A 19,361-nucleotide genomic window follows, 5' to 3' on the forward strand; every position below is an offset into this window, starting at 1 on the left:
TCCTGCGGGGTTGAAACCGTCTGTTTCAGACTAGTCGTTTAACCCTCGGGGAATTCGACAGACCGCCGGTCGGTCATCTCGCAAAACGCGGCTGAACGGCTGCGGCAGGCTCGGGTCACAACCTATGACAGCGCCATAAACCATGCGCACCGGAGGTTGAATCAGGATGACGACTTATAAGTGGGATTTGATTGAGCGTTTGCTGCACGAAGTGCAGAACAGCGCTGGCGAAAGTTTCGCGCCTCGAAAATACGCCGAGGACTATGCGGCGGAGAAAGCCAATTCAGGTGAACAGATCGAGAATCTGGATCATCTGAAAACGCTGGCCTGTGAGTATGAAGGTCTGCTGCTCGACCGCGGGTATATCGCGCCGCGCCCGGACCACGAAGGCAGTACCGGCAACAATTTCATTCTGACCCCGCGCGGATCCAGCCTGCTGAGCCTGATCGACAGCAGCATCCCCGGCAATGATCATCCGCGCCAGGTGCTGGATGAGCAGGATGATGCGCTGGATGAGGCGACATTTGATGAAGTGGCGTCCAAAGCCCAGATTGCCTGAGTTTACGCAGATCGCCCTGTAGGAGTGAGCCTGCTCGCGATCGAGGTGTGACAGCCACATAAACAGCGCCTGTCACACCGCGATCGCGAGCAGGCTCACTCCTACAATTGAAATACGTAATGCTCAGGGTTTTTGCTTGGCCTTCAGACACTTCAAGTCATTGAAATCCTTCCGTACACCCTCGATCTTCTTCAACAACCGCTGACGCTGCTGCGGCGTACTTACCGCCATCAAGTCCACCGCCAGTGCGCGTCCCTGCGCCTCGGTATCGGCAAAGGCTTTGCGATAATCCGCTGTCCATAAACTCTCGCGATTGACCAGAAGTGTTTCGATTCGTTGTGGGAACTCCGGGCTGTTACGCTGCGCGACGGCGGCGCTGAACTGCTTTTGCCAATGCGCACGATTGGCGATCCACTGGGTGTTCTGATCGCCCAGCGCCGTTGACCAGGCCATCACCCGTTGTTCCTGAGGCGCGCTCAAAGGGCCGAGCCAGTCGTTCAGGCGTTTATCCATGCGTGCAGCGCGTTCGGCGATCTGTTGGCTGAGCGGTGGCTTGAGGTATTCCTGCTGACGTTTGCGCAGATCCTTGGCAAACGCGTCGTTCATTTCCGCGACCTGCTTGTCATCCAGCCCCTGCAACAACTCGATTGCAGACGGAGTGATTTCTCGTGCGGTTTCAGCGATGGCCTGTTTGGCTTCCACGGTGCGCGACTGAAGTGCTGCGTCGGTGACCTGATTGGTTTCGACCATGGTCTGCAAGCGATCCAGCCAATCCAGATAGCCTGGCAATTGCGTGGTGCAGTGCCAACTCAGGTGTTCCTTGAGTCGCTCGTTGAACCAGTCTTTCTGCTCGCCGTTCATGTCCACATAGTCGCTGAGCGTCCACGGGATGATCACGTCGAGGTTGCGATAGGCCAGGCCGACGCGACTGCAGGCGCCGAGGGCGAGGGTGAATATCAACAGGGCGGCAATGTTTTTGAACCAGCGAGACATGGGCCAATCCTTGCATGAGCCTGGCTTCGAAAGTCTGATTCCTATGTGAACGCAGAAGGTGTGCGGCAGTTCAGCCGATCAATAGAACGCGCGTTCGGCCTTGAGCGTGACGAGGCCGTCGCACTCGCTGTTATGGCCGGAGTAGGCCGAGCAATCGCTGCCGCTGAGGCTGGAATTGCTGTAGATCAGGTCCAGATTGACGCCCATGATCGGACGCGAGAATTTCACCGACCAATCGGTGAAGCTGCTGACGTAGCCACCGTCCACAGCGACCGGTGTGTTCAGTTGGTGGGTGGTGTATTTCATGCTGACGCCAATGCCAAATGGCTGATTGCCGCCAAGGTCGGCGAACAGGGTGTTGTTCTGTTTGTCCGGATCGTTGCTCAAGGCGATGCCGAATCGGCTGCCGAGCAGGGTCAGGCCACCGAACAGTTCCTGGCTGTCGAGGGTATCCACCTTGGGATAGCTGTAGTGAATCATCCCGACTTCATAGCCAAGGGTGTTATCGAAGGGTTGTTTGAAGCCGACGTAGGAATCGATCTCGAGGTTTTTGCCCGGAGTGATGCCCATGCTCGGTGCGTACTGGCCAACATAGAGCCCACTGTTATGGCTCAGATCGAGGCCGCCGTGGAATGAACCGACCGCCGCGGGTTTGACCAGGCCTTGGGCCATGCTGCGGCTCGGAGTGGTGCCGAGTTTGAGGTCGAAATCGCCGAGCTCACGCTGGAAAATCTGCGCGTGCGCAGTCGTGCATGCCAGCAGGCCTACAAGCAATAAACAGGATGTTTTGCGCATGCGTCACTCCATGAACAGCGAGCGCTGGCCGGCGGGCCTGCTGAAACGCTTGATCTAGACGCGTGCAAGGATACCGGCGAATGATCGGCATTGAAGGCCGTTCGTCGATTTATACAAGTTTGATTAAACAGAGGGTGGGTGTGGCGAGGGTGCCAGTCCAGACGCTTCGAAGCTCAAAGCGCCTCAGGACGGGTGTATTACCGGTGTTACTTCTTGCCCAGGCTGATCTGCTTGGACGGGCCGAACGTCTGGCCGCTGACGCCTTTGGCAATTTGCTGAATCTCGCCGCCGGACTTGAGGAACGCTGCGATCTGATCGTTGATCGATTCGCTGGTTTCAACGGCTGGAGCTGGCTTTGCTTTGCTGGTGGATGCTTTTACACGCATGGCGGCCATTAACCTGTAGAAAAGTAACTCGGCCAGGCATCGTACAGGAATAACTTGACAATAGCTTGGTAAATATCCTTCGGAATAACCCAGTGCGTTGCTGCATTATTCTCGATTCAATACTCGAAATATCCGGCTAACCTGCTGTTTTAAATAAGAACATTGATGTTCCGTGGCGCCTTGATGCTCGATCGCGAGGCGCGAAATCAGACTGACGAGCGGCAGGTCGCCGGCCCGCGACCGAGGAAAATCAAGGCTTGTCACAGAATTTGCGGCCTCGCCGGTTTGCCCGCGAACGGACGCGGCAAAACCGGGTAGAATGCCGCCCACGCAATGAGGGTTCTGGAAAATGGCTTTAGTCGGGCGTTACAACAGTTTGCAAGTGGTTAAACACACTAACTTCGGTTTATATCTGGACGGCGGTGCCGACGGCGAAATTCTTTTGCCCAACCGTTATATCCCTAAAGATATTCCCAGCGAAGATGAAGACTGGCTCAACGTATTTATTTATCTGGACAGCGAAGACAAACTTCTCGCTACCACGGAAAAACCAAAAGTTCAGGTGGGCGAGTTTGCCAGTCTGAAAGTTGTTGAAGTCAACAGCATTGGCGTATTCCTCGATTGGGGTTTGCCGAAAGATCTGTTGCTGCCGTATTCCGAAGAGAAGCGGCAGATGACTGTCGGCGAGTACTGCGTGGTGCACGTCTACCTCGACAAGCACACCCGCCGCATCACCGCCACCGCGCGTCTGGATCGCTACCTCGACAAGACCCCGGCCACGTACAGCGCAGGCCAGGAAGTTGATCTGCTGGTCGCCGAAGCCACCGACATGGGCTTCAAGGCGATCATCAACAACAAGCATTGGGGTTTGATTCACAAGAATGAAATCTTCAAGTTCATGCGCTCCGGCATGCGTGAAAAGGGTTTCATCAAGGAAGTGCGCAGTGACGGCAAGATCAGCCTGAGCCTGCAACCGGTCGGCCAGGAAGCGGCCAGCAGCCTGTCGTCGAAGATCCTCGCCAAATTGCGCGAGAACGACGGCACGCTGGCGGTCAGCGACAAGAGCGATCCGGCACTGATCAGCAGCCTGTTCGGCGTCAGCAAGGGCAACTTCAAGAAGGCCATCGGTTCGCTGTACAAGGATGGCAAGATCGTCATTCACGCCGATCGCATTGAACTAACCTGAGCCTGGTGTGGCCCATGTTGCATGGGCTCACAGGAGGTCGGGTAAATGAAAAAAGCGTTGATTGCCTACGTCGCCACGTTGGTGACGTTTCTTTTGCTTGACGGCATCTGGCTCGGCCTGCTGATGGCACCGACCTATCGCGAACTGCTCGGTCCGCTGATGCTCGAAAAACCGCTGCTGGTTCCCGCAGCGGTTTTTTATTGCCTGTATGTTTTTGGTTGTATCCAGTTTGTGGTGTTGCCCGCGCTCAGTTGGCAGCACGCGGCGCGGATGGGAGCGTTGTTGGGGCTGGTGGCGTATGGGACGTATGACCTGACCAATTGGGCGACATTGCGCGGCTGGTCGGTGCAGGTGACGTTGCTGGATTGGGGGTGGGGAACGTTTGCCACGGCGGTGGCTTGTACGGTCGGGTTTTGTGTGGCTCGGCGGTTTGCTGTTTCGAAGCGTTGAGTTGTGCTGCTTCGACCGTCCTCATCGCTGGCAAGCCAGACTCCCACAGGGTTTTGTGCCGAACATAGAATCTGTAGACACTATGCAACCCTGTGGGAGCTCGCTTGCCAGCGATTGACGGCGCAGCCGACAGCCATTCACCGCTGACGCAACGGAAGAATTAAATGTCTTTTCCAGACGGCTTTTTCTGCCGCACTGGTGAATAATCGACGCCATCACTATTCGCCCCGGACATCGATCCGGGGCTTTGTTATGACCATTGGATGGCCTGCCATGTTGTGTGTGTACGAGGTGTTGCCGTGAGTATCGAGCGGCGCAATGCCGATAGTTTTGCCCTGCAAGTGATGATTGGCCTGTGCCTGATCTGGGGCGTGCAGCAAGTGATGATCAAGTGGGCGGCGCCCGACATTGCGCCGGTCATGCAAGCGGCGGCGCGCTCGGGCATTTCCGCATTGCTGGTAGGACTGCTCATCTGCTGGAAGGGCGGTTGGAATCAGGTCGGCAAGACCTGGCGCGGCGGCTTGTTGGCCGGTGCGCTGTTCGGCCTGGAGTTCTTTTTCATCGCCGAAGGCCTGCAACTGACCACGGCGGCGCACATGTCAGTGTTCCTCTACACCGCGCCAATCTTCACCGCGCTGGGCGTGCACTTCCTGTTGGCCAGCGAGCGTTTGCGGCCCTTGCAGTGGCTGGGGATTTTGCTCGCCTTCATCGGTATCGCGATTGCCTTCGCTGGCGGCGTGTCGTGGGACAACCTCGACCGGCGGATGCTGCTGGGGGACGCCTTTGGTGTCTTGGCTGGCGCCTGTTGGGGCGCGACGACGGTGGTGGTGCGCGCTTCGCGGTTGTCCGAGGCACCGGTAACGCTGACCCTGTTCTATCAATTGATCGTCGGCTTTCTCGGCCTGTTGCTGATCGCACTGTTCAGCGGCCAGATTACTCATGTCAGCCTGACTACAGTGGCAGTGGCCAGCGTGTTGTTTCAAGGCCTGGTGGTGTCGTTCTTCAGTTACCTGGTGTGGTTCTGGCTGCTGCGCCGTTATCTGGCCGCCAACCTCGCGGTGTTCTCGTTCATGACGCCGTTGTTCGGCGTCACCTTCGGCGTGTTGCTGCTCGGCGAACACCTGAGCCTGAACTTTGTCATCGGTGCGGTGCTGGTATTGCTCGGCATCACTTTTGTCAGCGCCGAGCAGTGGCTGCGTCGGCGTTTGCGCAAAGCGCTCGGCCAGCGCTAGTCGATTGCCGCGCCAGGCCACCGGCCATCAACAAGCCGCTGCCGGCGATCACCAGCGCAGGCTGCAAACCACCGCTGAAATGGCTGCTCAGCGCGGCCAGCAACGGGCCGCTGAGCTGGCCGACGGCAAAGCAAGCGGTCAACATGCCGGCATTGCGCTGGGTGGCATGCGGCGCCAGCTCCCGGGAGCGTTGCATGACCAACTGCATGCAGGCCAGAAACGGAGTGCCGCAAAGAACCACACCCAGTGCCAGACCCCAACCACTGCCCAACAGGCAGGCAAAAACCCCGGCGGCTTGCAGCCACAGCGTCGCAGTCAACCAGTGGCGCGTGGTCGCCGGATCATGCCGGCGCAGACTCACCAGCAGCACACCGATGGCCGCACCAAGGCCGAAGCACGGCCAGAACAGATCCGCTTGCCATTGCCCGTGAAACTGCGCGTTGGCCATCTGCGACAGAAACGTCGCCGGGATGATGTAGCCGATGCCGTACAACGCGTAAATCACGGCCAGACGGGCAATGCCGCGATTGGCTGGATTGATGGAAGTCGTTGCAACGATGGGCGCGGCGACCGGTTGCGGCAAAAAGCGCCAGACGCCGAGCATCATCACCAAGGCCGCCACGGCATAGATCAGCCACAACGTCGCCGACGTCTGCTGCAACAGATGTGAGACGAGTGCCAGCAATCCCGTCAGAAAAATTCCCAGACCTGGTCCGGCAAACACCAATGCGCCCAACCGAGGACGCCCTGCCGCCGCAGCCAATGGCTGGCTCAGTGATGTGATCATCACCAGAACCCAGGCACTCGCCACGCCGGTACCGAAGCGTAATACCAGATGCGACCAGAAACCGTTGGCCCAGAACGATGCCAGCGTCAGCAGCACGCACAGCCACAATCCGCCGTGCAGGCGACGCTGCACCTGCTCGGGACGGCGGGCGAACATTGCATCCACCGCACCCAGCAAATAACCGAGGTAGTTGGCCGCCGCAATCAGACCGGCGGCCGTCAGGTCAAACTGCCCTTCACTGAGCAGATGCGGCATTTGCGGTGTGAGAGCGAAACGGCCGATGCCCATGGCCATCATCAGAGCGACGAAGCAAGCGGATAAGCGAATCAGCGGCGACATGGTCTGGATTCCTTTAGAGGATCAATGACCGTCAGGCTAAGACTGATTGACTTTCTTTAAAATTGAATAATAGTGAGTAACTTGTTCTGTTCTGGAGAAAGGTCGTGGAATTCAGCCAACTGCGGATTTTTCAGGCCGTTGCGCAGGAAGGGTCGATCACCCGCGCCGCCGAACGCCTGCACCGAGTGCCGTCGAATCTGTCGACCCGGCTTAAACAGTTGGAGGAGCAACTCGGCGTAGAGCTTTTCGTCCGCGAACGTCAGCGTTTGCAGCTGTCGCCTGCGGGAAAAGTCTTGCTGGACTACACCGGCAAACTGTTTGCCCTGCGTGATCAGGCCACTGCGGCGGTGATGGGTGGGCAGCCGGCGGGGGATTTTGTTCTGGGTACGATGTACAGCACCGCAGCGATCCATTTGCCGGCGTTGCTGGCGCGCTATCACAAGCAGTACCCGGCGGTGAACCTGCAAGTGCAGTCGGCACCGAGCGGCGAACTGCTCGAAGGCTTGCTCACCGGTCGCCTCGATGCGGCTTTGGTGGACGGCCCGCTGGAGCTGGCCGGGCTCGATGGCGTGCCGCTGTGCGAAGAGCGCCTGGTGTTAATCACGGAAATCGATCATCCACCGGTTCGCAGCGCTGCGGATGTTGAAGGGCGCTCGGTGTTCACGTTCCGCCAGGGCTGCTCCTACCGTATGCGCCTGGAGGCGTGGTTTGCCCACGCCCATGCGGCGATGGGCCGGGCGATGGAAATCGAGTCCTATCAGGGCATGCTTGCTTGTGTGGTGGCGGGCAGTGGCGTGGCGCTGATGTCGGAGTCGATGCTGGCCAGTCTGCCGGGGCGCGAGAACGTTGCCGTGCATCCATTGGCCGAGCCGTTCGCGGGTGCGACAACGTGGCTCATGTGGCGCAGAGGCATGCTTGGCGCCAACCTCAACGCGTGGATTGAAGTGCAGCAAGCCGTCTATCCTGCGGCTCTGAATGAAAGCCGGGAAACGGCTTGAACGAATGGACAGGAATTCTGTTCAATTCAGTAACAGATCATTGCGGATTTCGCCGAGCATTGCGTAGGACTTCGGACTATTATCAGTGCGAAGCGGCCTCAGAATTCCGGCCGCTCAGCACCACCCTGAAGGGGGCATGACGATGAAAGAGAAAATTCAGAACTGGCTGCACGATTTAGGTGTTGCCCTCGGCTTGATCGAACCGCCTCTGCAACCCGTACCGATTCGCACAGACGACGAACAGCGTCGGCGCCAACCGCGTCGGCGCTAGGCAGACGTAAGCATCAAGTGAATGGGGTTATTTGTGGCGAGGGGATTTAGCGAAACGTCGCACCGCCCCGATGGGCTGCGAAGCAGCCCCATTTGCAGCAATCACATTCTTACAGGTCGAACCGGGTTTAATGGTTTTGGGGCTGCTTCGCAGCCCATCGGGGATAAATCCCCTCGCCACAGGGATCTCCAGCATCCTGACAGATGTATTTGGCAATCCCTCTCAATGCCGCCCGATCTCCAGTAAAAACCGGCTCAAGTCATTCGCGGTCTTTGCGGTCTTGAGCATCCGGTCTTCCTCCGCCGTAAACGCCGTCAGTCCGAATTCATCTTCCAGATGAAAGATCAGATCCTCGATATCAGCTTTCTCCAAACCCAGTTGCACCAGGCTGGTGTTGTCATTGAATTCGCGGGTTTCCAGCAGGCGCCGAATATATCGGTGCACGGCGGCACGCACGGCAGCTCTTCTCATGGCAGCTATTTCTGATTGTTGTTTTGCTTGATTACAGCAGGCGTCACGCGTGCCCGCGTAACCACTCGTCAATCATCGAACGCAAATGCTCGCCGGAGAAACTGCCGAAATGCCCGCCATGCACGGTGCGGATCGGCAATGCCTGCAAACGCCGCAGACTGGCCGCATAGTCATCCAGATTCGAATGGTAGGCGTCTTCGATCAACGGCCCGTCGTAGATGATGTCGCCACTGAACAGCGTTTGTGTCGCCGCTTCATACAGGCTGATCCCGCCCGGCGAATGCCCCGGCGTGTGCAGCACTTGCAGGCTGCGATCGCCCAGATCCAGCACATCGCCATCCTCGACAAACCCGGTCGCCGGCGCGGCTTTGACCCGGTACTCGGCGTAGCACAACGGGCAATCCGGATGCGCCTCGAACATGTCATCGCCGACGAAAGCGCGGCTCAGATCATTCTCGCCATCGGGCGCTGCCAGAATGTCCGCCTCGGCCGGATGCACCAGTCGTTCAGCGAATTCGTGATGCCCGGCGATGTGGTCGAAATGGCAATGACTGGCCACTGCCACCAACGGTCGCTCGGTAATCCATGGCAACTGTTCGCGCAGGCTGACAAGCCCTGAACCGCTATCGAGCAACAGGTCTTTGTCGCGGCCCTGCACATGCCACAGGTTGCAGCGGTAGAACGGTCGAATGTGCGGCTCATGAATCAACCGGATGCCGTCACTCAGGTGCTGCACTTCAAACCACTGATCGCGAGAAACAATCTTCATCAGCACATTCCTTCAGGCGTAAAAAAACGAGTGTGGCAACCGACGCCACACCCGTCGAAGAAAGCATCAAGTCGTTATGTTTCAGCTTAGATCGCGCTGGCCACGGTCGCCGGGCGAGGGGAGACCAGGCTGACCACCACGAAACTCACCAGACCGACAGCCAGGCTGTAGTAGATCGGCGTGTTGGCGTCCAGACCGTCCTTGAACATGAACAGCAGCGCGGTGGCAAAGCCCAGGCCCATGCTGGCGATGGCGCCGGCGGTGGTCGCGCGTTTCCAGAAAATCGCCCCGATCAACGGGATCAGCATGCCGCCGACCAACAGGTTGTAGGCGAGGGTCAGGGCGCTGATCACATCGTTCACCACCAGCGCGATACCGAGCACGACGATGCCGGTCAGCAGGGTGAACAATCGGTTGATGCCCAGGCTCGACTGTTTGCCGCCACGCAGTTTCGGCAACAGGTCTTCAGTCAGGGTGGTGGCAGCGGCGAGCAGGCCGGCGCTGGCGGTGGACATCATTGCCGCGAGTGCCGCAGCGATCACCAGACCACGGATGCCGTCCGGCAGCGACAGTTTGACGATGGCGGCGAAGGCGTTGTTGACGTTGTCCAGATCCGGGATCAGCACGTGCGCGGCCATGCCGATCAGCGCGCAGGCCAGGCCGTAGAGGATGCAGTAGATACCTGCAATGCTGCCGGCGTATTGCGCGACTTTGGCGGTCTTGACGGTGAACACCCGTTGCCAGATGTCCTGACCGATCAGGATGCCGAAGAAGTAGATCATGAAGTAGGTGATGATCGTGTCCCAGCCGATGGTGGTGAAGCTGAAGGCAGTGGCCGGCAGTTTCAGCACCAACTCATCCCAACCGCCGACGCGGTACAGGCAGATCGGCAACAGGATGAACATCAGGCCAACGGTCTTGATGATGAACTGGACGATGTCGGTCAGGGTCAGCGACCACATGCCGCCAATGGCCGAGTAGACCACCACCACACCACCGCCGAGCAACACCGAGATCCAGAACGGCAGGCCGAACAGCACTTGCAGCACGGTGCCGATGGCGAGGATCGAAGTCACGCCGATCATCAGCGCGTAGGCCAGCATGATCGCCGCGCTCGCCGAGCGGGCCATCGGGTTGTAGCGTTTTTCCAGGACCTGGGTAACGGTGTAGATCTTCAGTTTCAGCAGCGGTTTGGCGAGGAACAGGTTCAGCGCGACGATGCCGCAACCGAGTGCCGCGCACAGCCAGAAACCGGAGATGCCGTGCACGTAGCCCAGACGCACGGTGCCGACGGTGGATGCGCCACCGAGCACGGTCGCGGCCATGGTGCCCATATACAGGCTCGGGCCTAGGTTACGACCGGCCACGAGAAAGTCCTCGTTGGTCTTGGCCTTGCGCATGCCGAAGTAGCCGAGCAAGAGCATGCCGGCGGCGTAGATGAGGACGACGAATAAATCCAAAGCCATGATGGCGTGTCTCCGATTGTCTTTTTTATGGTGAAACAAATTTGGTTCAGTGGTGCTGCCCTTTGTAGGCCTTCGCCTGCTCGCGATAGCGGTCTGTCAGTCACATCTTTATTGGATGTGCTGCAGTTATCGCGAGCAGGCTCACCCCTACAGGGGATCTGCGTCAGGCAGCCTGGCGCAGTTCAGGTTTTTCCACGATTTGGCTACGCGCATCCGTCGGGCCGAACACTTCGCGCGGTTCCGGAAACAGGCTCAGCAGCGTCAGGTACACCACCGACGCCAGACCGAGGGTCACCGGCAGACTGATGTCGATGCCACCGGCCATTTCGCCCAGCGGGCCAACGAATTGCCCCGGCAGGTTGACGAAGCACAGGCCGACCGCCGCGCTCGGAATCCACGCGCCCAGACCACGCCAGTTCCAGCCGTGGCTGAACCAGTAGCGTCCGCCCTGTTCGCCACGGGTGAACACTTGCAGGTCATCCGGGCAGTAGAAGCCGCGACGTACCAGCAGGCCGATGATCATGATCACCATCCACGGGGTGGTGCAGGTGATGATCAGCACGGCGAAAGTCGACACGCTCTGCACCAGGTTTGCCGCAAAGCGCCCGATGAAGATGAAGGCAATCGACAGCACGCCGATCAGCAGCGTCGCCTTGACTCGCGACAGCACCCGTGGGAACACGCTGGACATGTCCAGCCCGGTGCCATACAGCGAGGTGGTGCCGGTGGACATGCCGCCGATCACCGCAATCAGGCACACCGGCAGGAAGAACCAGCTCGGCGACACCGCCAGCAGACCACCCACGTAGTTGTTCGCCGCGATGTAGTCCGGCGCCTTGATCGCAACGATGGTCGCGGTGGCCAGGCCGAACAGGAACGGGATGAACGTGGCGATCTGCGACAGCACAACCGCCGCCATGATCCGCTGCTTGGAGGTGTCACGCGGGATGTAGCGCGACCAATCGCCGAGGAACGCGCCGAAGGAAATCGGGTTGCTCATCGCTACCAGCGCGGCGCCGATGAACGCGGCCCAGAAACCCGGCTGACCGAGGCTCACCGTGCCGGCGTAGTTGACGTCGAAAGGACCGGCGAAGGCGAAGATGCCCAGCAGGAACAACAGGCTGGCGCTCCACACCGCGATCTTGTTCACCCACAGCAAGAAGCGGAAGCCGTAGATGCACACGGTCAGCACCAGAATCGCGAACAGACCGTAGGCCAGGCCCAGAGTCAGGTCGGTTTCCGGCAGACCGATCAGGCGTTTCGCACCACCGATCAGCGCATCCCCCGAACTCCACACCGAGAGCGAGAAAAACGCGATAGCGGTCAACAGTGACAGGAACGAACCGACGATCCGCCCGTGCACGCCGAAGTGCGCACCGGACGACACGGCATTGTTGGTGCCGTTGAGCGGGCCGAACAGGCCCATCGGTGCGAGGATCAGCGAGCCGAGCAGCACGCCCGCAACAATCGCCCAGATGCCGGCCTGAAACGACAGGCCGAACAGCACCGGGAAACTGCCGAGCACGGCGGTGGCAAAGGTATTCGAACCGCCGAAGATCATCCGGAACAAGTCCGTCGGGCCTGCGCTGCGTTCGTGGTCCGGGATCTGTTCGACCCCGTGGGTTTCAATCTGCGTAAGGCTTTGGTCGTTGTTGTTGTTATTCATGATCTGCTCCGATCATAAAGGCGCGTTCATCGTGCGTGAACGTCACCTGTCTTGGCTAAGGGGATGGCAGCCCTTCCGGCATTGCGGACAAATGTTCGTGGCAGGCCAGCCAATGGCCTTGTTGTTCTAGGCTCGACGCTTGTTTCGTGAAAACAATCGTCTCGCGCTCCTGGCTGAAGTGTTGCTCCCCTTGCATGCGCAGCTCGGTGGCCACGTCATGGATGAAAATCGCCACGTCACCTTGCAGGCTGACGAAGGCGTTGCTCGAAGTGCACGACAGCACTTCAAAGCCATCCTCGGCGCGCCAGCTGTCCCACAAGGCCTGATAGGCATCGCGCGACAGCAAAGGCTGTTCGAGGGTGTAGAAGACGAAACTTGCGTCGGCGCTGAACGCGCCGAAGTAAGCTTCGCGATCGTTGCGGGCGAACGCGGCCACCAGATCGGCGGCCGCTTGCAAAACCTGATCACGTTCGTTCATGACCCGATCCTCAGCGATGGACCACGCCAGGCAGTACGCAGAGCATTTCGTACAGCAGGTTGGCGGCCAGCAGCGAGGTGTTGCCGGTGGTGTCATAAGCGGGCGAGACTTCTACCAGATCGCAACCGATCAGGTCGAGGCCTTGGCAGCCGCGCACGATTTCAATCGCCTGAATGGTCGTCAGGCCACCGATTTCCGGGGTGCCGGTGCCTGGCGCCCAGGCCGGGTCGATGCCGTCGATGTCGAAGCTCAGGTACACCGGACCGCCGCCGACTTTCTCGCGCACTTCGGCCATCAGCGGGGCCAACGACTTGTGCCAGCATTCTTCGGCTTGTACGACGCGGAAGCCCTGATCGCGGCTCCAGTTGAAGTCGTCAGCGGTGTAACCCTGCGCACGCAAACCAATTTGCACCACACGGTCGCAGTCCAGAAGGCCTTCTTCGACGGCGCGACGGAAGGTCGTACCGTGGGCGATCTTCTCGCCGAACATGTGATCGTTGACGTCAGCGTGGGCGTCGATGTGTACCAGACCGACCTTGCCGTGCTTTTTATGAATCGCCCGCAGGATCGGCAGGGTGATGGTGTGGTCGCCACCCAGGGTCATCGGGATCACGTTGTGCTCGAGGATATTGTCGTAGGCTTCTTCGATGATGCGCACGGCGTCGAGCAGGTTGAAGGTGTTGATCGCCACGTCACCGATGTCGGCCACCGACAGCGAATCGAACGGCGCAGCGCCGGTGGCCATGTTGTACGGGCGGATCATCACCGATTCGGTGCGAATGTCGCGTGGCCCGAAGCGGGTCCCGGGGCGTAGCGAAGTACCGATGTCCAGTGGCACGCCAACAAAGGCAGCGTCCAGACCGGCAGCGGTAGGTAGGTGTGGGAGTCGGAGCATGGTGGCGATGCCGCCGAAGCGCGGCATTTCGTTGCCGCCCAGTGGTTGGTGAAGAATCTTGTCCACGGGTAGGGCCTCATCGTCTTTGTTTTATTTATGTCGGCGCGCCGTTCACGGGAGGTCGGGCGCCGCTGTGGGGCCGATTCTGCGAAATGTAGTGGAGGGGAAGAATCGCTACGGGCAAATACTTAGTTCAGATTTTTCTAAACTAATGCCAGACTTCCCCACCTGCTCGTTCCCATGCTCCGCGTGGGAATGCATCCACGGACGCTCCGCGTCCAGCCGTACTCGCAGGTGACGCAGAGCGTCACGGGCTGCATTCCCACGCAGAGCGTGGGAACGATCCTTGGAGTAGACATGGCCAACGCTTTACCCGACCTGAAACTGTTGCGCATTTTCGTCAGCGTCGTGCGCCATCAGGGTTTCGCCAACGCGCAACAGGAACTCAACCTGTCGACCTCGGCGATCAGCACCTACATGAGCCAGCTCGAAGCCGCGCTCGGTCTGGTGCTGTGCCATCGCGGGCGTGGCGGGTTCAGCCTGACCAGTAAAGGTGAGCTGTTCCATCAGGAAACACTGCGCCTGCTCGCCGAACTCGAAGGTTTCGAGCAATACGCCGCCGCGCTCAAGGGTGAACTGCGCGGCACGCTCAATCTCGGGGTCATCGACTCCACCGTCAGTGACAAGGCCTTGCCGTTCGCCGAAGCCATCGGCGCCTACAGTCAGGAACATCCGGCGGTGCATTTGCATCTGTCGGTGATGAGCCCGTATGAACTGCAACTCGGCGTGCAGGACAACCGCCTCGATCTGGCCATCGGTGCGTTTTCCACGCGCATGAGCGGTCTGGTCTACATGCCGCTGTACCGCGAGCAGCACTGGCTGTATTGCAGCAGCCGGCACCCGTTGTTCAACGAGCGGCGCATCCCTGAGCAGGTCATCACCCAGCAACGCATGGTCGGACGCGGTTACTGGAGTCAGGCGGAATTGGCCCGGCACGGCTTCAAACACAGTGCGGCGACCGTGGAAAGTATGGAAGCGCAGCTGATTCTGGTGCTGTCCGGCGCCTACATCGGTTACCTGCCGGAGCACTACGCTCAAGCCTGGGCGGACAAGGGTGATTTGCGTGTGTTGCTGCCGGCGACCTTCGGTTATCAGGCACCGTTTTCGATGATCATGCGCCGGGGCCGCAGCCGTGAACCGCTGATTCAGACCTTCCGTGATTTGCTCAAAGCCCAGCTCAATCAGGCCTAGCTTGTAGGAACAAGAAGTATGTCCAGACCTCAATGCCCGCGCTGCCTGCGCCCCGAAACCCATTGCCTGTGCGCGCTGATCCCCCGTCTCGACAGCCGCACCCGGGTGTTGCTGTTGCAGCATCCGAGCGAGGTCAGTCATGCGCTCAATACCGCGCGTTTGGCGGCGCTGGGTTTGACCAATGCCGAACTGATTGTCGGTGAGGTGTTCGAGGATTTGCCGGCGTTGCTGAACCGGCCGGGGTATCAGGCGCGGTTGTTGTTTCCGGCGGATGATGCGCTGCCGATGCAGGCGTATGGCGAGTCTGATGAACCGTTGCTGCTGGTGGTGCCCGACGGCACCTGGCGCAAGGCGCGCAAGATGTTGCACCTCAATCCGCTGCTGGCGGCGTTGCCACGGGTGACGCTGGCGCAGGGCGGTGTGTCGCGCTATCGATTGCGCAAGGCGCCGGGGCCGGGGGCGTTGTCGACGATCGAGGCGATTGTGCAGGCGCTTGAAACTCTCGAAGCACCGACTACGTTTGCGCCGTTGCTGAGGCCGTTCGAGGCGTTGATCGAGGGGCAGATTGCGGCGATGGGGGAGGAGGTTTTTCAGCGCAATCATGCTGAAAAATGATCAGTGCCTTTGCTGGCCTCATCGCTGGCAAGCCAGCTCCCACAGGTCCTGAGGTGTTCACAGATTTTGTGTTTGACCCGGATACTGTGGGAGCTGGCTTGCCAGCGATGAGGCCATTCAATTCACCACAAAATCCGGATATCTCTACCGTTCACGCATCGCCTCGGTCCGCGCCTTCAGCACCGGTTTCAGCAGATAATCCAGCACACTTTTCTCCCCGGTAATAATGTCCACCGTCGCTACCATTCCCGGAATGATCAGCAGCGGTTTCACATCCCCGCCCAAATGGTTTTTATCGGTTCTCACCTGAATCAGATAGAAGCTGTTGCCCTTGTCATCGGTGATCGTGTCCGCACCGATCAACTCAAGCTTGGCACTCAACCCGCCGTAAATCGTGTAGTCGTAAGCACTGAACTTGACCATGGCTTTCTGGCCCGGATGCAGGAACGCCACATCCTGCGGCCGCACCTTGGCCTCGATCAGCAGGTTGTCTTCAAGCGGCACGATTTCGACCATGTCGCTGCCCGGCTGGACCACGCCGCCGATGGTGTTGACCTTGAGTTGCTTGATCACCCCGTGTACCGGCGAGGTCACGGTGGTGCGGCTGACACGGTCGTCGATGGCGATGCTGCTGGCAGTGATTTTCGACAGGTCCGTGCGTTTCTCATTCAGCTCTTTGGCGGCCTCGGAGCGGAAGGTCTGCTCGGACTCGTCGATCTTGCTGCGGATCTCGGCGATCGCCGATTCGGCCCGGGGAATCGCCAGGGTTGTCGCGTTCAAGGACCCGCGAATTTCTACCGCGCTACGCTTGAGCCGGAGGATTTCCACCGGGGACACCGCGCCGGTTTTCACCAATGGCTCGGACATGTTCATCTCTTGCTGCAGCAGCGCCAGACTTGAGCTGAACTGGCCTTGCTTGGAGCGGAATTCAGCCAGTTCCTGAGTCTTCTGGCGCAATTGTTCGCTCAAGGTGCGCTGTTCGCTGGCCAGACGCCGTTGCCGTTGCTCGTAAAGCGAGCGCTCGTCTTCTGCCACTTGCGGTGCTTTGGCGATCACTTCATCAGAGAGTTTGAACGGCCGGCCCTCGGCTTCCGCTGACAGCCGTTCGACCTGGGCCGTCAGTGCATAACGATCCGCTTCGCTTTCGCCCTTGTTCGAGCGAAACCGGGTGTCATCCAGGCGCAGCAGGGTGTCGCCCTTGTTCACCATTTGCCCCTCGCGGACAAAGATTTCAGTGACGATCCCGCCCTCAAGGTTCTGGATCACCTGGACCTTGCTCGACGGAATCGCCTTGCCTTCGCCCATGGTCACTTCTTCAAGCACCGCGAATTTGGCCCAGACCAGCGCCGAGATCAGCAATCCCGCCGCCAGCCACACGGTAATCCGCGACCAGCGTGGCGAATCCTGCAACGAGGCGCCGGCGGTTTCCGGCATGAACTCGGCCTCGGCGCTTTTGCCGAAACTGTCGAAGTAGCCGCGTGATTTGCCATCGGATGCAGCAGACATGGCTTACTCCTAGACTGCCGCCGAGCCGACACGGCCCTTGCGCAGTGCATCGATGACTGCTTCTTTCGGACCGTCAGCGACGACCCGGCCGTTGTCCAGCACCAGCAAGCGATCCACCAGGCTCAGCATCGAGGTGCGATGGGTGACCAGCAGCAGCGTCTTGCCTTGCACCCATTCGTGCAGCTTCTGGCGTAACTGGTCTTCGCTGCTGTTATCCATGGCGCTGGTGGGTTCGTCGAGCAGCATGATTGGCGGGTCGAGCAACAGGGCTCGCGCCAGCAACACGGCTTGACGCTGACCACCGGAGAGCAATTGCCCGCGCTCGCCGACGGGGCGGTCAAAGCCTTGCGGGTGCTGACGGGCGAGTTCGGTGACGCCGGTCAGTTCGGCAACTTCGAGCATGCGTGAGTCGCTGATGTAGCGCGCGCCGAGGGTCAGGTTGTCGCGCAGACTGCCGGCCAACAGTGGCAGATCGTGGGCGACGTAACCGATCTGCTGGCGCAGGTCGGCGACGTCCAGTTGCCGCAGGTCGAGGCCGTCGAGCAGCAATTGGCCTTCTTCCGGTTCATAGAAGCCCATCACCAGCCGCGCCAAAGTACTTTTGCCGGAACCGCTGCGACCGATGATGCCGACCCGTTCGCCAGGTTTCAGACTGAAACTGACATTGCTCAGGGCCGGCGCATTCTGCCCGTTGTAATGAAAGGTCACGCCGTTGACGTCGAGCGCGCCTTGCAGTTGCGTACGTTCCAGCGGCCGCTGTTTGCCGTCGCGTTCTTGCGGCAGAGCCATCAGCGCGTCGGTGCTCTTCATGGTCAGTTGCGCTTGCTGATAACGGGTGATGAGCCCGGCGATCTGCCCCAGCGGCGCGAGCACGCGACTGCCGAGCATGTATGTCGCCACCAGCGCGCCGACGCTGAGGTTGCCGGCGATGATGCTGTAGACCCCGGCAACAATCGTCGCCATCCCGGAAAACTGCTGGATGAACAGCGTGCCGTTGGTGGCCAGCGCCGATAGATTGCGCGCGTGGCTGTCGAGGCGGGTGAGGGCGCCGTGGGTGCTTTCCCATTTGTGCTGGCGCTCGCTTTCGGCGCTGCAAGCCTTGAGGGTTTCCAGACCGCCGAGGGTTTCGATCAGCAAAGCCTGGCGTTCGGCGCCGAGGCTCAAACTCTTCTGCACGGTGTCGCGCAGACGCACCTGAATGGCCAGGGCAAACATGATCGTGATCGGAAACGCCAGCAGCGGAATCACCACCAGCCAGCCGCCGAGCAGGCCGATCACTACCAGCATCAACACCACGAAGGGCAGGTCGATCAGACTGGTCAGGGTCACCGCCGTGAGGAATTCGCGCAGGCCCTGGAAGTCATGAATGCTCTGGGCGAAACCACCGATGGTCGCCGGCCGCGCCTTCATCGACATGCCGGTGATGCGCTCGAACAATGTCGCGGATAGGATCACATCGGTTTTCTTGCCGGCGGTGTCCAGCAAGTGCGCGCGCACCACCCGCAACACCAGTTCGAAACCGGTGCCGATCAGCAGCCCGATCGACAGCACCCACAGGGTCGAGGTGGCCTGATTCGGCACCACGCGGTCGTAGGTCTGCATGACGAACAGCGGCACCATCAGGCCCAGAAGGTTGATCAGGAAACTGGCAAGGATCGCGTCGCTGTAGAGCCATTTCGACAGCTTCAAAGTGTCGCGAAACCACGCATGCACTCGCGGCACCAGGGGCGAGCGCAGGTCTTCAAGTTCGTGGCGGGGCCGGGCGAACAAGGCCTGGCCACTGTAGTGTTCGCTGAGTTCTTCGCGGCTGACCCATTGCTCGCCGCCATCGGCTTCGCTGGGCAAAATCAGGGCTTTGCCGTCATCGCCAAAACGCCGCAACACGGCGGTGCGGCCGTCGTTGAGCAGTAACAGGATCGGCAGGTTCAGTGGCGAGATATCTTTCAGATCACGACGCAGCAAACGCGCCTGCAACCCGGCCCGGGCGGCGGCGCGGGGCAACAGATCGAGGCTCAGGCGTTGTTTGTTCAGGGGCAGCCCGGCACTCAGGCTGGCGCGACTGACCGTCGCGCCATGGAGTTTGCAGAGGATCAACAGACCGTCGAGTAACGGATCATCGAAGCTCAGCCGCGGATCGACCCCGGAATGGCCGGGTTCCATGCTGGTCATATTGATCGCCTCTGTTGAACGGGCACGGGAATCCACACATTGATCGTTCCCACGCTCTGCGTGGGAATGCCTCTAGGGA

The 19,361-nt window shown here is 59.8% G+C and carries 20 protein-coding genes; 8 read left to right on the plus strand and 12 right to left on the minus strand.

Annotation, left to right across the window (positions count from 1 at the left end; genetic code table 11):
- Nucleotides 1–166: 166 nt before the first annotated feature.
- The gene (locus ACVVH8_RS07670; RefSeq protein WP_315447084.1) at nt 167–559 is read left to right on the plus strand and encodes a transcriptional regulator; all 393 of its coding nucleotides are present in this window, start codon (nt 167–169) and stop codon (nt 557–559) included.
- A gap of 123 nt (nt 560–682) precedes the next feature.
- Here ACVVH8_RS07670 and ACVVH8_RS07675 read toward each other — a convergent pair whose 3' ends face one another.
- The 3 genes from ACVVH8_RS07675 to ACVVH8_RS07685 form a co-directional block, all read right to left on the minus strand.
- Nucleotides 683–1,552: a DUF6279 family lipoprotein gene (locus tag ACVVH8_RS07675; RefSeq protein WP_103306185.1), complete on the minus strand. Its 870-nt coding sequence runs from the start codon at nt 1,550–1,552 to the stop codon at nt 683–685.
- 78 nt (nt 1,553–1,630) lie between these two features.
- Nucleotides 1,631–2,347: a TorF family putative porin gene (locus ACVVH8_RS07680; RefSeq protein WP_103306186.1), complete on the minus strand. Its 717-nt coding sequence runs from the start codon at nt 2,345–2,347 to the stop codon at nt 1,631–1,633.
- A gap of 206 nt (nt 2,348–2,553) precedes the next feature.
- Entirely contained in the window at nt 2,554–2,742 is a 189-nt protein-coding gene (locus ACVVH8_RS07685; protein WP_016985943.1) for a hypothetical protein, read from the minus strand.
- Nucleotides 2,743–3,082: 340 nt separating this feature from the next.
- On the opposite strand from ACVVH8_RS07685, the gene ACVVH8_RS07690 reads away from it, so the two are divergent.
- The 3 genes from ACVVH8_RS07690 (at nt 3,083) to ACVVH8_RS07700 (ending at nt 5,601) form a co-directional block, all read left to right on the plus strand.
- Nucleotides 3,083–3,919 (plus strand): CvfB family protein, encoded by an 837-nt coding sequence (locus tag ACVVH8_RS07690; RefSeq protein WP_475229334.1) that lies wholly within the window; start codon nt 3,083–3,085, stop codon nt 3,917–3,919.
- A 45-nt stretch (nt 3,920–3,964) separates the two neighbouring features.
- A complete protein-coding gene (locus ACVVH8_RS07695) occupies nt 3,965–4,369 on the plus strand; it encodes a DUF2177 family protein (protein ID WP_475229337.1) in 405 nt (134 codons plus the stop codon).
- Between the two features lie 299 nt (nt 4,370–4,668).
- Nucleotides 4,669–5,601, plus strand: a complete 933-nt coding sequence (locus tag ACVVH8_RS07700; RefSeq protein ID WP_103306189.1) for a DMT family transporter — start codon at nt 4,669–4,671, stop codon at nt 5,599–5,601.
- Here ACVVH8_RS07700 and ACVVH8_RS07705 read toward each other — a convergent pair.
- On the minus strand, nt 5,546–6,727 hold the full coding sequence (locus ACVVH8_RS07705; RefSeq protein WP_103306190.1) for an MFS transporter: 1,182 nt from the start codon (nt 6,725–6,727) through the stop codon (nt 5,546–5,548). The genes ACVVH8_RS07700 and ACVVH8_RS07705 overlap by 56 nt on opposite strands.
- 104 nt (nt 6,728–6,831) lie before the next feature.
- On the opposite strand from ACVVH8_RS07705, the gene ptrR reads away from it, so the two are divergent.
- Both ptrR and ACVVH8_RS07715 read left to right on the plus strand, forming a co-directional pair.
- On the plus strand, nt 6,832–7,725 hold the full coding sequence (gene ptrR, locus ACVVH8_RS07710) for a putrescine utilization regulator PtrR (RefSeq protein WP_475229340.1): 894 nt from the start codon (nt 6,832–6,834) through the stop codon (nt 7,723–7,725).
- Between the two features lie 142 nt (nt 7,726–7,867).
- Nucleotides 7,868–7,996 carry a PA1414 family protein gene (locus ACVVH8_RS07715; RefSeq protein WP_003184145.1) on the plus strand — a complete coding sequence of 43 codons (129 nt, stop codon included), beginning with the start codon at nt 7,868–7,870 and terminating at the stop codon, nt 7,994–7,996.
- A gap of 222 nt (nt 7,997–8,218) precedes the next feature.
- On the opposite strand, the gene ACVVH8_RS07720 is transcribed toward ACVVH8_RS07715, so the two are convergent.
- From ACVVH8_RS07720 to speB, 6 genes are all read right to left on the minus strand, one after another.
- Nucleotides 8,219–8,467, minus strand: coding sequence for a phosphopantetheine-containing protein (locus tag ACVVH8_RS07720; RefSeq protein ID WP_034153223.1), 249 nt, complete (start codon nt 8,465–8,467; stop codon nt 8,219–8,221).
- 43 nt (nt 8,468–8,510) lie between these two features.
- Entirely contained in the window at nt 8,511–9,236 is a 726-nt protein-coding gene (locus ACVVH8_RS07725) for an MBL fold metallo-hydrolase (RefSeq protein WP_213027886.1), read from the minus strand.
- A gap of 86 nt (nt 9,237–9,322) precedes the next feature.
- Complete coding sequence (locus ACVVH8_RS07730; protein WP_103306194.1) at nt 9,323–10,702, minus strand: sodium:solute symporter family protein; 1,380 nt, start codon at nt 10,700–10,702, stop codon at nt 9,323–9,325.
- A 163-nt stretch (nt 10,703–10,865) separates the two neighbouring features.
- Nucleotides 10,866–12,368 (minus strand): purine-cytosine permease family protein, encoded by a 1,503-nt coding sequence (locus ACVVH8_RS07735; RefSeq protein ID WP_475229343.1) that lies wholly within the window; start codon nt 12,366–12,368, stop codon nt 10,866–10,868.
- 55 nt (nt 12,369–12,423) lie between these two features.
- Complete coding sequence (locus ACVVH8_RS07740) at nt 12,424–12,846, minus strand: YybH family protein (RefSeq protein WP_475229345.1); 423 nt, start codon at nt 12,844–12,846, stop codon at nt 12,424–12,426.
- Nucleotides 12,847–12,856: 10 nt separating this feature from the next.
- Entirely contained in the window at nt 12,857–13,807 is a 951-nt protein-coding gene (gene speB, locus ACVVH8_RS07745) for an agmatinase (RefSeq protein WP_103306197.1), read from the minus strand.
- A gap of 291 nt (nt 13,808–14,098) precedes the next feature.
- Here speB and ACVVH8_RS07750 point away from each other — a divergent pair, with 291 nt between their 5' ends.
- Nucleotides 14,099–14,992 carry a LysR family transcriptional regulator gene (locus ACVVH8_RS07750; RefSeq protein WP_007956593.1) on the plus strand — a complete coding sequence of 298 codons (894 nt, stop codon included), beginning with the start codon at nt 14,099–14,101 and terminating at the stop codon, nt 14,990–14,992.
- Nucleotides 14,993–15,010: 18 nt separating this feature from the next.
- The gene (locus ACVVH8_RS07755; protein ID WP_315447102.1) at nt 15,011–15,607 is read left to right on the plus strand and encodes a tRNA-uridine aminocarboxypropyltransferase; all 597 of its coding nucleotides are present in this window, start codon (nt 15,011–15,013) and stop codon (nt 15,605–15,607) included.
- A gap of 144 nt (nt 15,608–15,751) precedes the next feature.
- Here ACVVH8_RS07755 and ACVVH8_RS07760 read toward each other — a convergent pair whose 3' ends face one another.
- On the minus strand, nt 15,752–17,113 hold the full coding sequence (locus ACVVH8_RS07760; RefSeq protein ID WP_315447104.1) for an HlyD family type I secretion periplasmic adaptor subunit: 1,362 nt from the start codon (nt 17,111–17,113) through the stop codon (nt 15,752–15,754).
- Nucleotides 17,114–17,122: 9 nt separating this feature from the next.
- Nucleotides 17,123–19,282, minus strand: a complete 2,160-nt coding sequence (locus tag ACVVH8_RS07765; RefSeq protein WP_475229347.1) for a type I secretion system permease/ATPase — start codon at nt 19,280–19,282, stop codon at nt 17,123–17,125.
- Nucleotides 19,283–19,361: the final 79 nt, after the last annotated feature.

The organism is Pseudomonas trutticola BRTCR10, assembly GCF_056155105.1.

Excerpts from the sequence above, each read along its gene's own strand:
- ACVVH8_RS07670 (WP_315447084.1), top strand. The coding sequence starts at position 167 with ATGACGACTTATAAGTGGGATTTGATTGAGCGTTTGCTGCACGAAGTG.
- ACVVH8_RS07675 (WP_103306185.1), bottom strand. The coding sequence starts at position 1,552 with ATGTCTCGCTGGTTCAAAAACATTGCCGCCCTGTTGATATTCACCCTC.
- ACVVH8_RS07680 (WP_103306186.1), bottom strand. The coding sequence starts at position 2,347 with ATGCGCAAAACATCCTGTTTATTGCTTGTAGGCCTGCTGGCATGCACG.
- ACVVH8_RS07685 (WP_016985943.1), bottom strand. The coding sequence starts at position 2,742 with ATGGCCGCCATGCGTGTAAAAGCATCCACCAGCAAAGCAAAGCCAGCT.
- ACVVH8_RS07690 (WP_475229334.1), top strand. The coding sequence starts at position 3,083 with ATGGCTTTAGTCGGGCGTTACAACAGTTTGCAAGTGGTTAAACACACT.
- ACVVH8_RS07695 (WP_475229337.1), top strand. The coding sequence starts at position 3,965 with ATGAAAAAAGCGTTGATTGCCTACGTCGCCACGTTGGTGACGTTTCTT.
- ACVVH8_RS07705 (WP_103306190.1), bottom strand. The coding sequence starts at position 6,727 with ATGTCGCCGCTGATTCGCTTATCCGCTTGCTTCGTCGCTCTGATGATG.
- ACVVH8_RS07715 (WP_003184145.1), top strand. The coding sequence starts at position 7,868 with ATGAAAGAGAAAATTCAGAACTGGCTGCACGATTTAGGTGTTGCCCTC.
- ACVVH8_RS07720 (WP_034153223.1), bottom strand. The coding sequence starts at position 8,467 with ATGAGAAGAGCTGCCGTGCGTGCCGCCGTGCACCGATATATTCGGCGC.
- ACVVH8_RS07725 (WP_213027886.1), bottom strand. The coding sequence starts at position 9,236 with ATGAAGATTGTTTCTCGCGATCAGTGGTTTGAAGTGCAGCACCTGAGT.
- ACVVH8_RS07730 (WP_103306194.1), bottom strand. The coding sequence starts at position 10,702 with ATGGCTTTGGATTTATTCGTCGTCCTCATCTACGCCGCCGGCATGCTC.
- ACVVH8_RS07735 (WP_475229343.1), bottom strand. The coding sequence starts at position 12,368 with ATGAATAACAACAACAACGACCAAAGCCTTACGCAGATTGAAACCCAC.
- ACVVH8_RS07740 (WP_475229345.1), bottom strand. The coding sequence starts at position 12,846 with ATGAACGAACGTGATCAGGTTTTGCAAGCGGCCGCCGATCTGGTGGCC.
- ACVVH8_RS07750 (WP_007956593.1), top strand. The coding sequence starts at position 14,099 with ATGGCCAACGCTTTACCCGACCTGAAACTGTTGCGCATTTTCGTCAGC.
- ACVVH8_RS07755 (WP_315447102.1), top strand. The coding sequence starts at position 15,011 with ATGTCCAGACCTCAATGCCCGCGCTGCCTGCGCCCCGAAACCCATTGC.
- ACVVH8_RS07760 (WP_315447104.1), bottom strand. The coding sequence starts at position 17,113 with ATGTCTGCTGCATCCGATGGCAAATCACGCGGCTACTTCGACAGTTTC.
- ACVVH8_RS07765 (WP_475229347.1), bottom strand. The coding sequence starts at position 19,282 with ATGACCAGCATGGAACCCGGCCATTCCGGGGTCGATCCGCGGCTGAGC.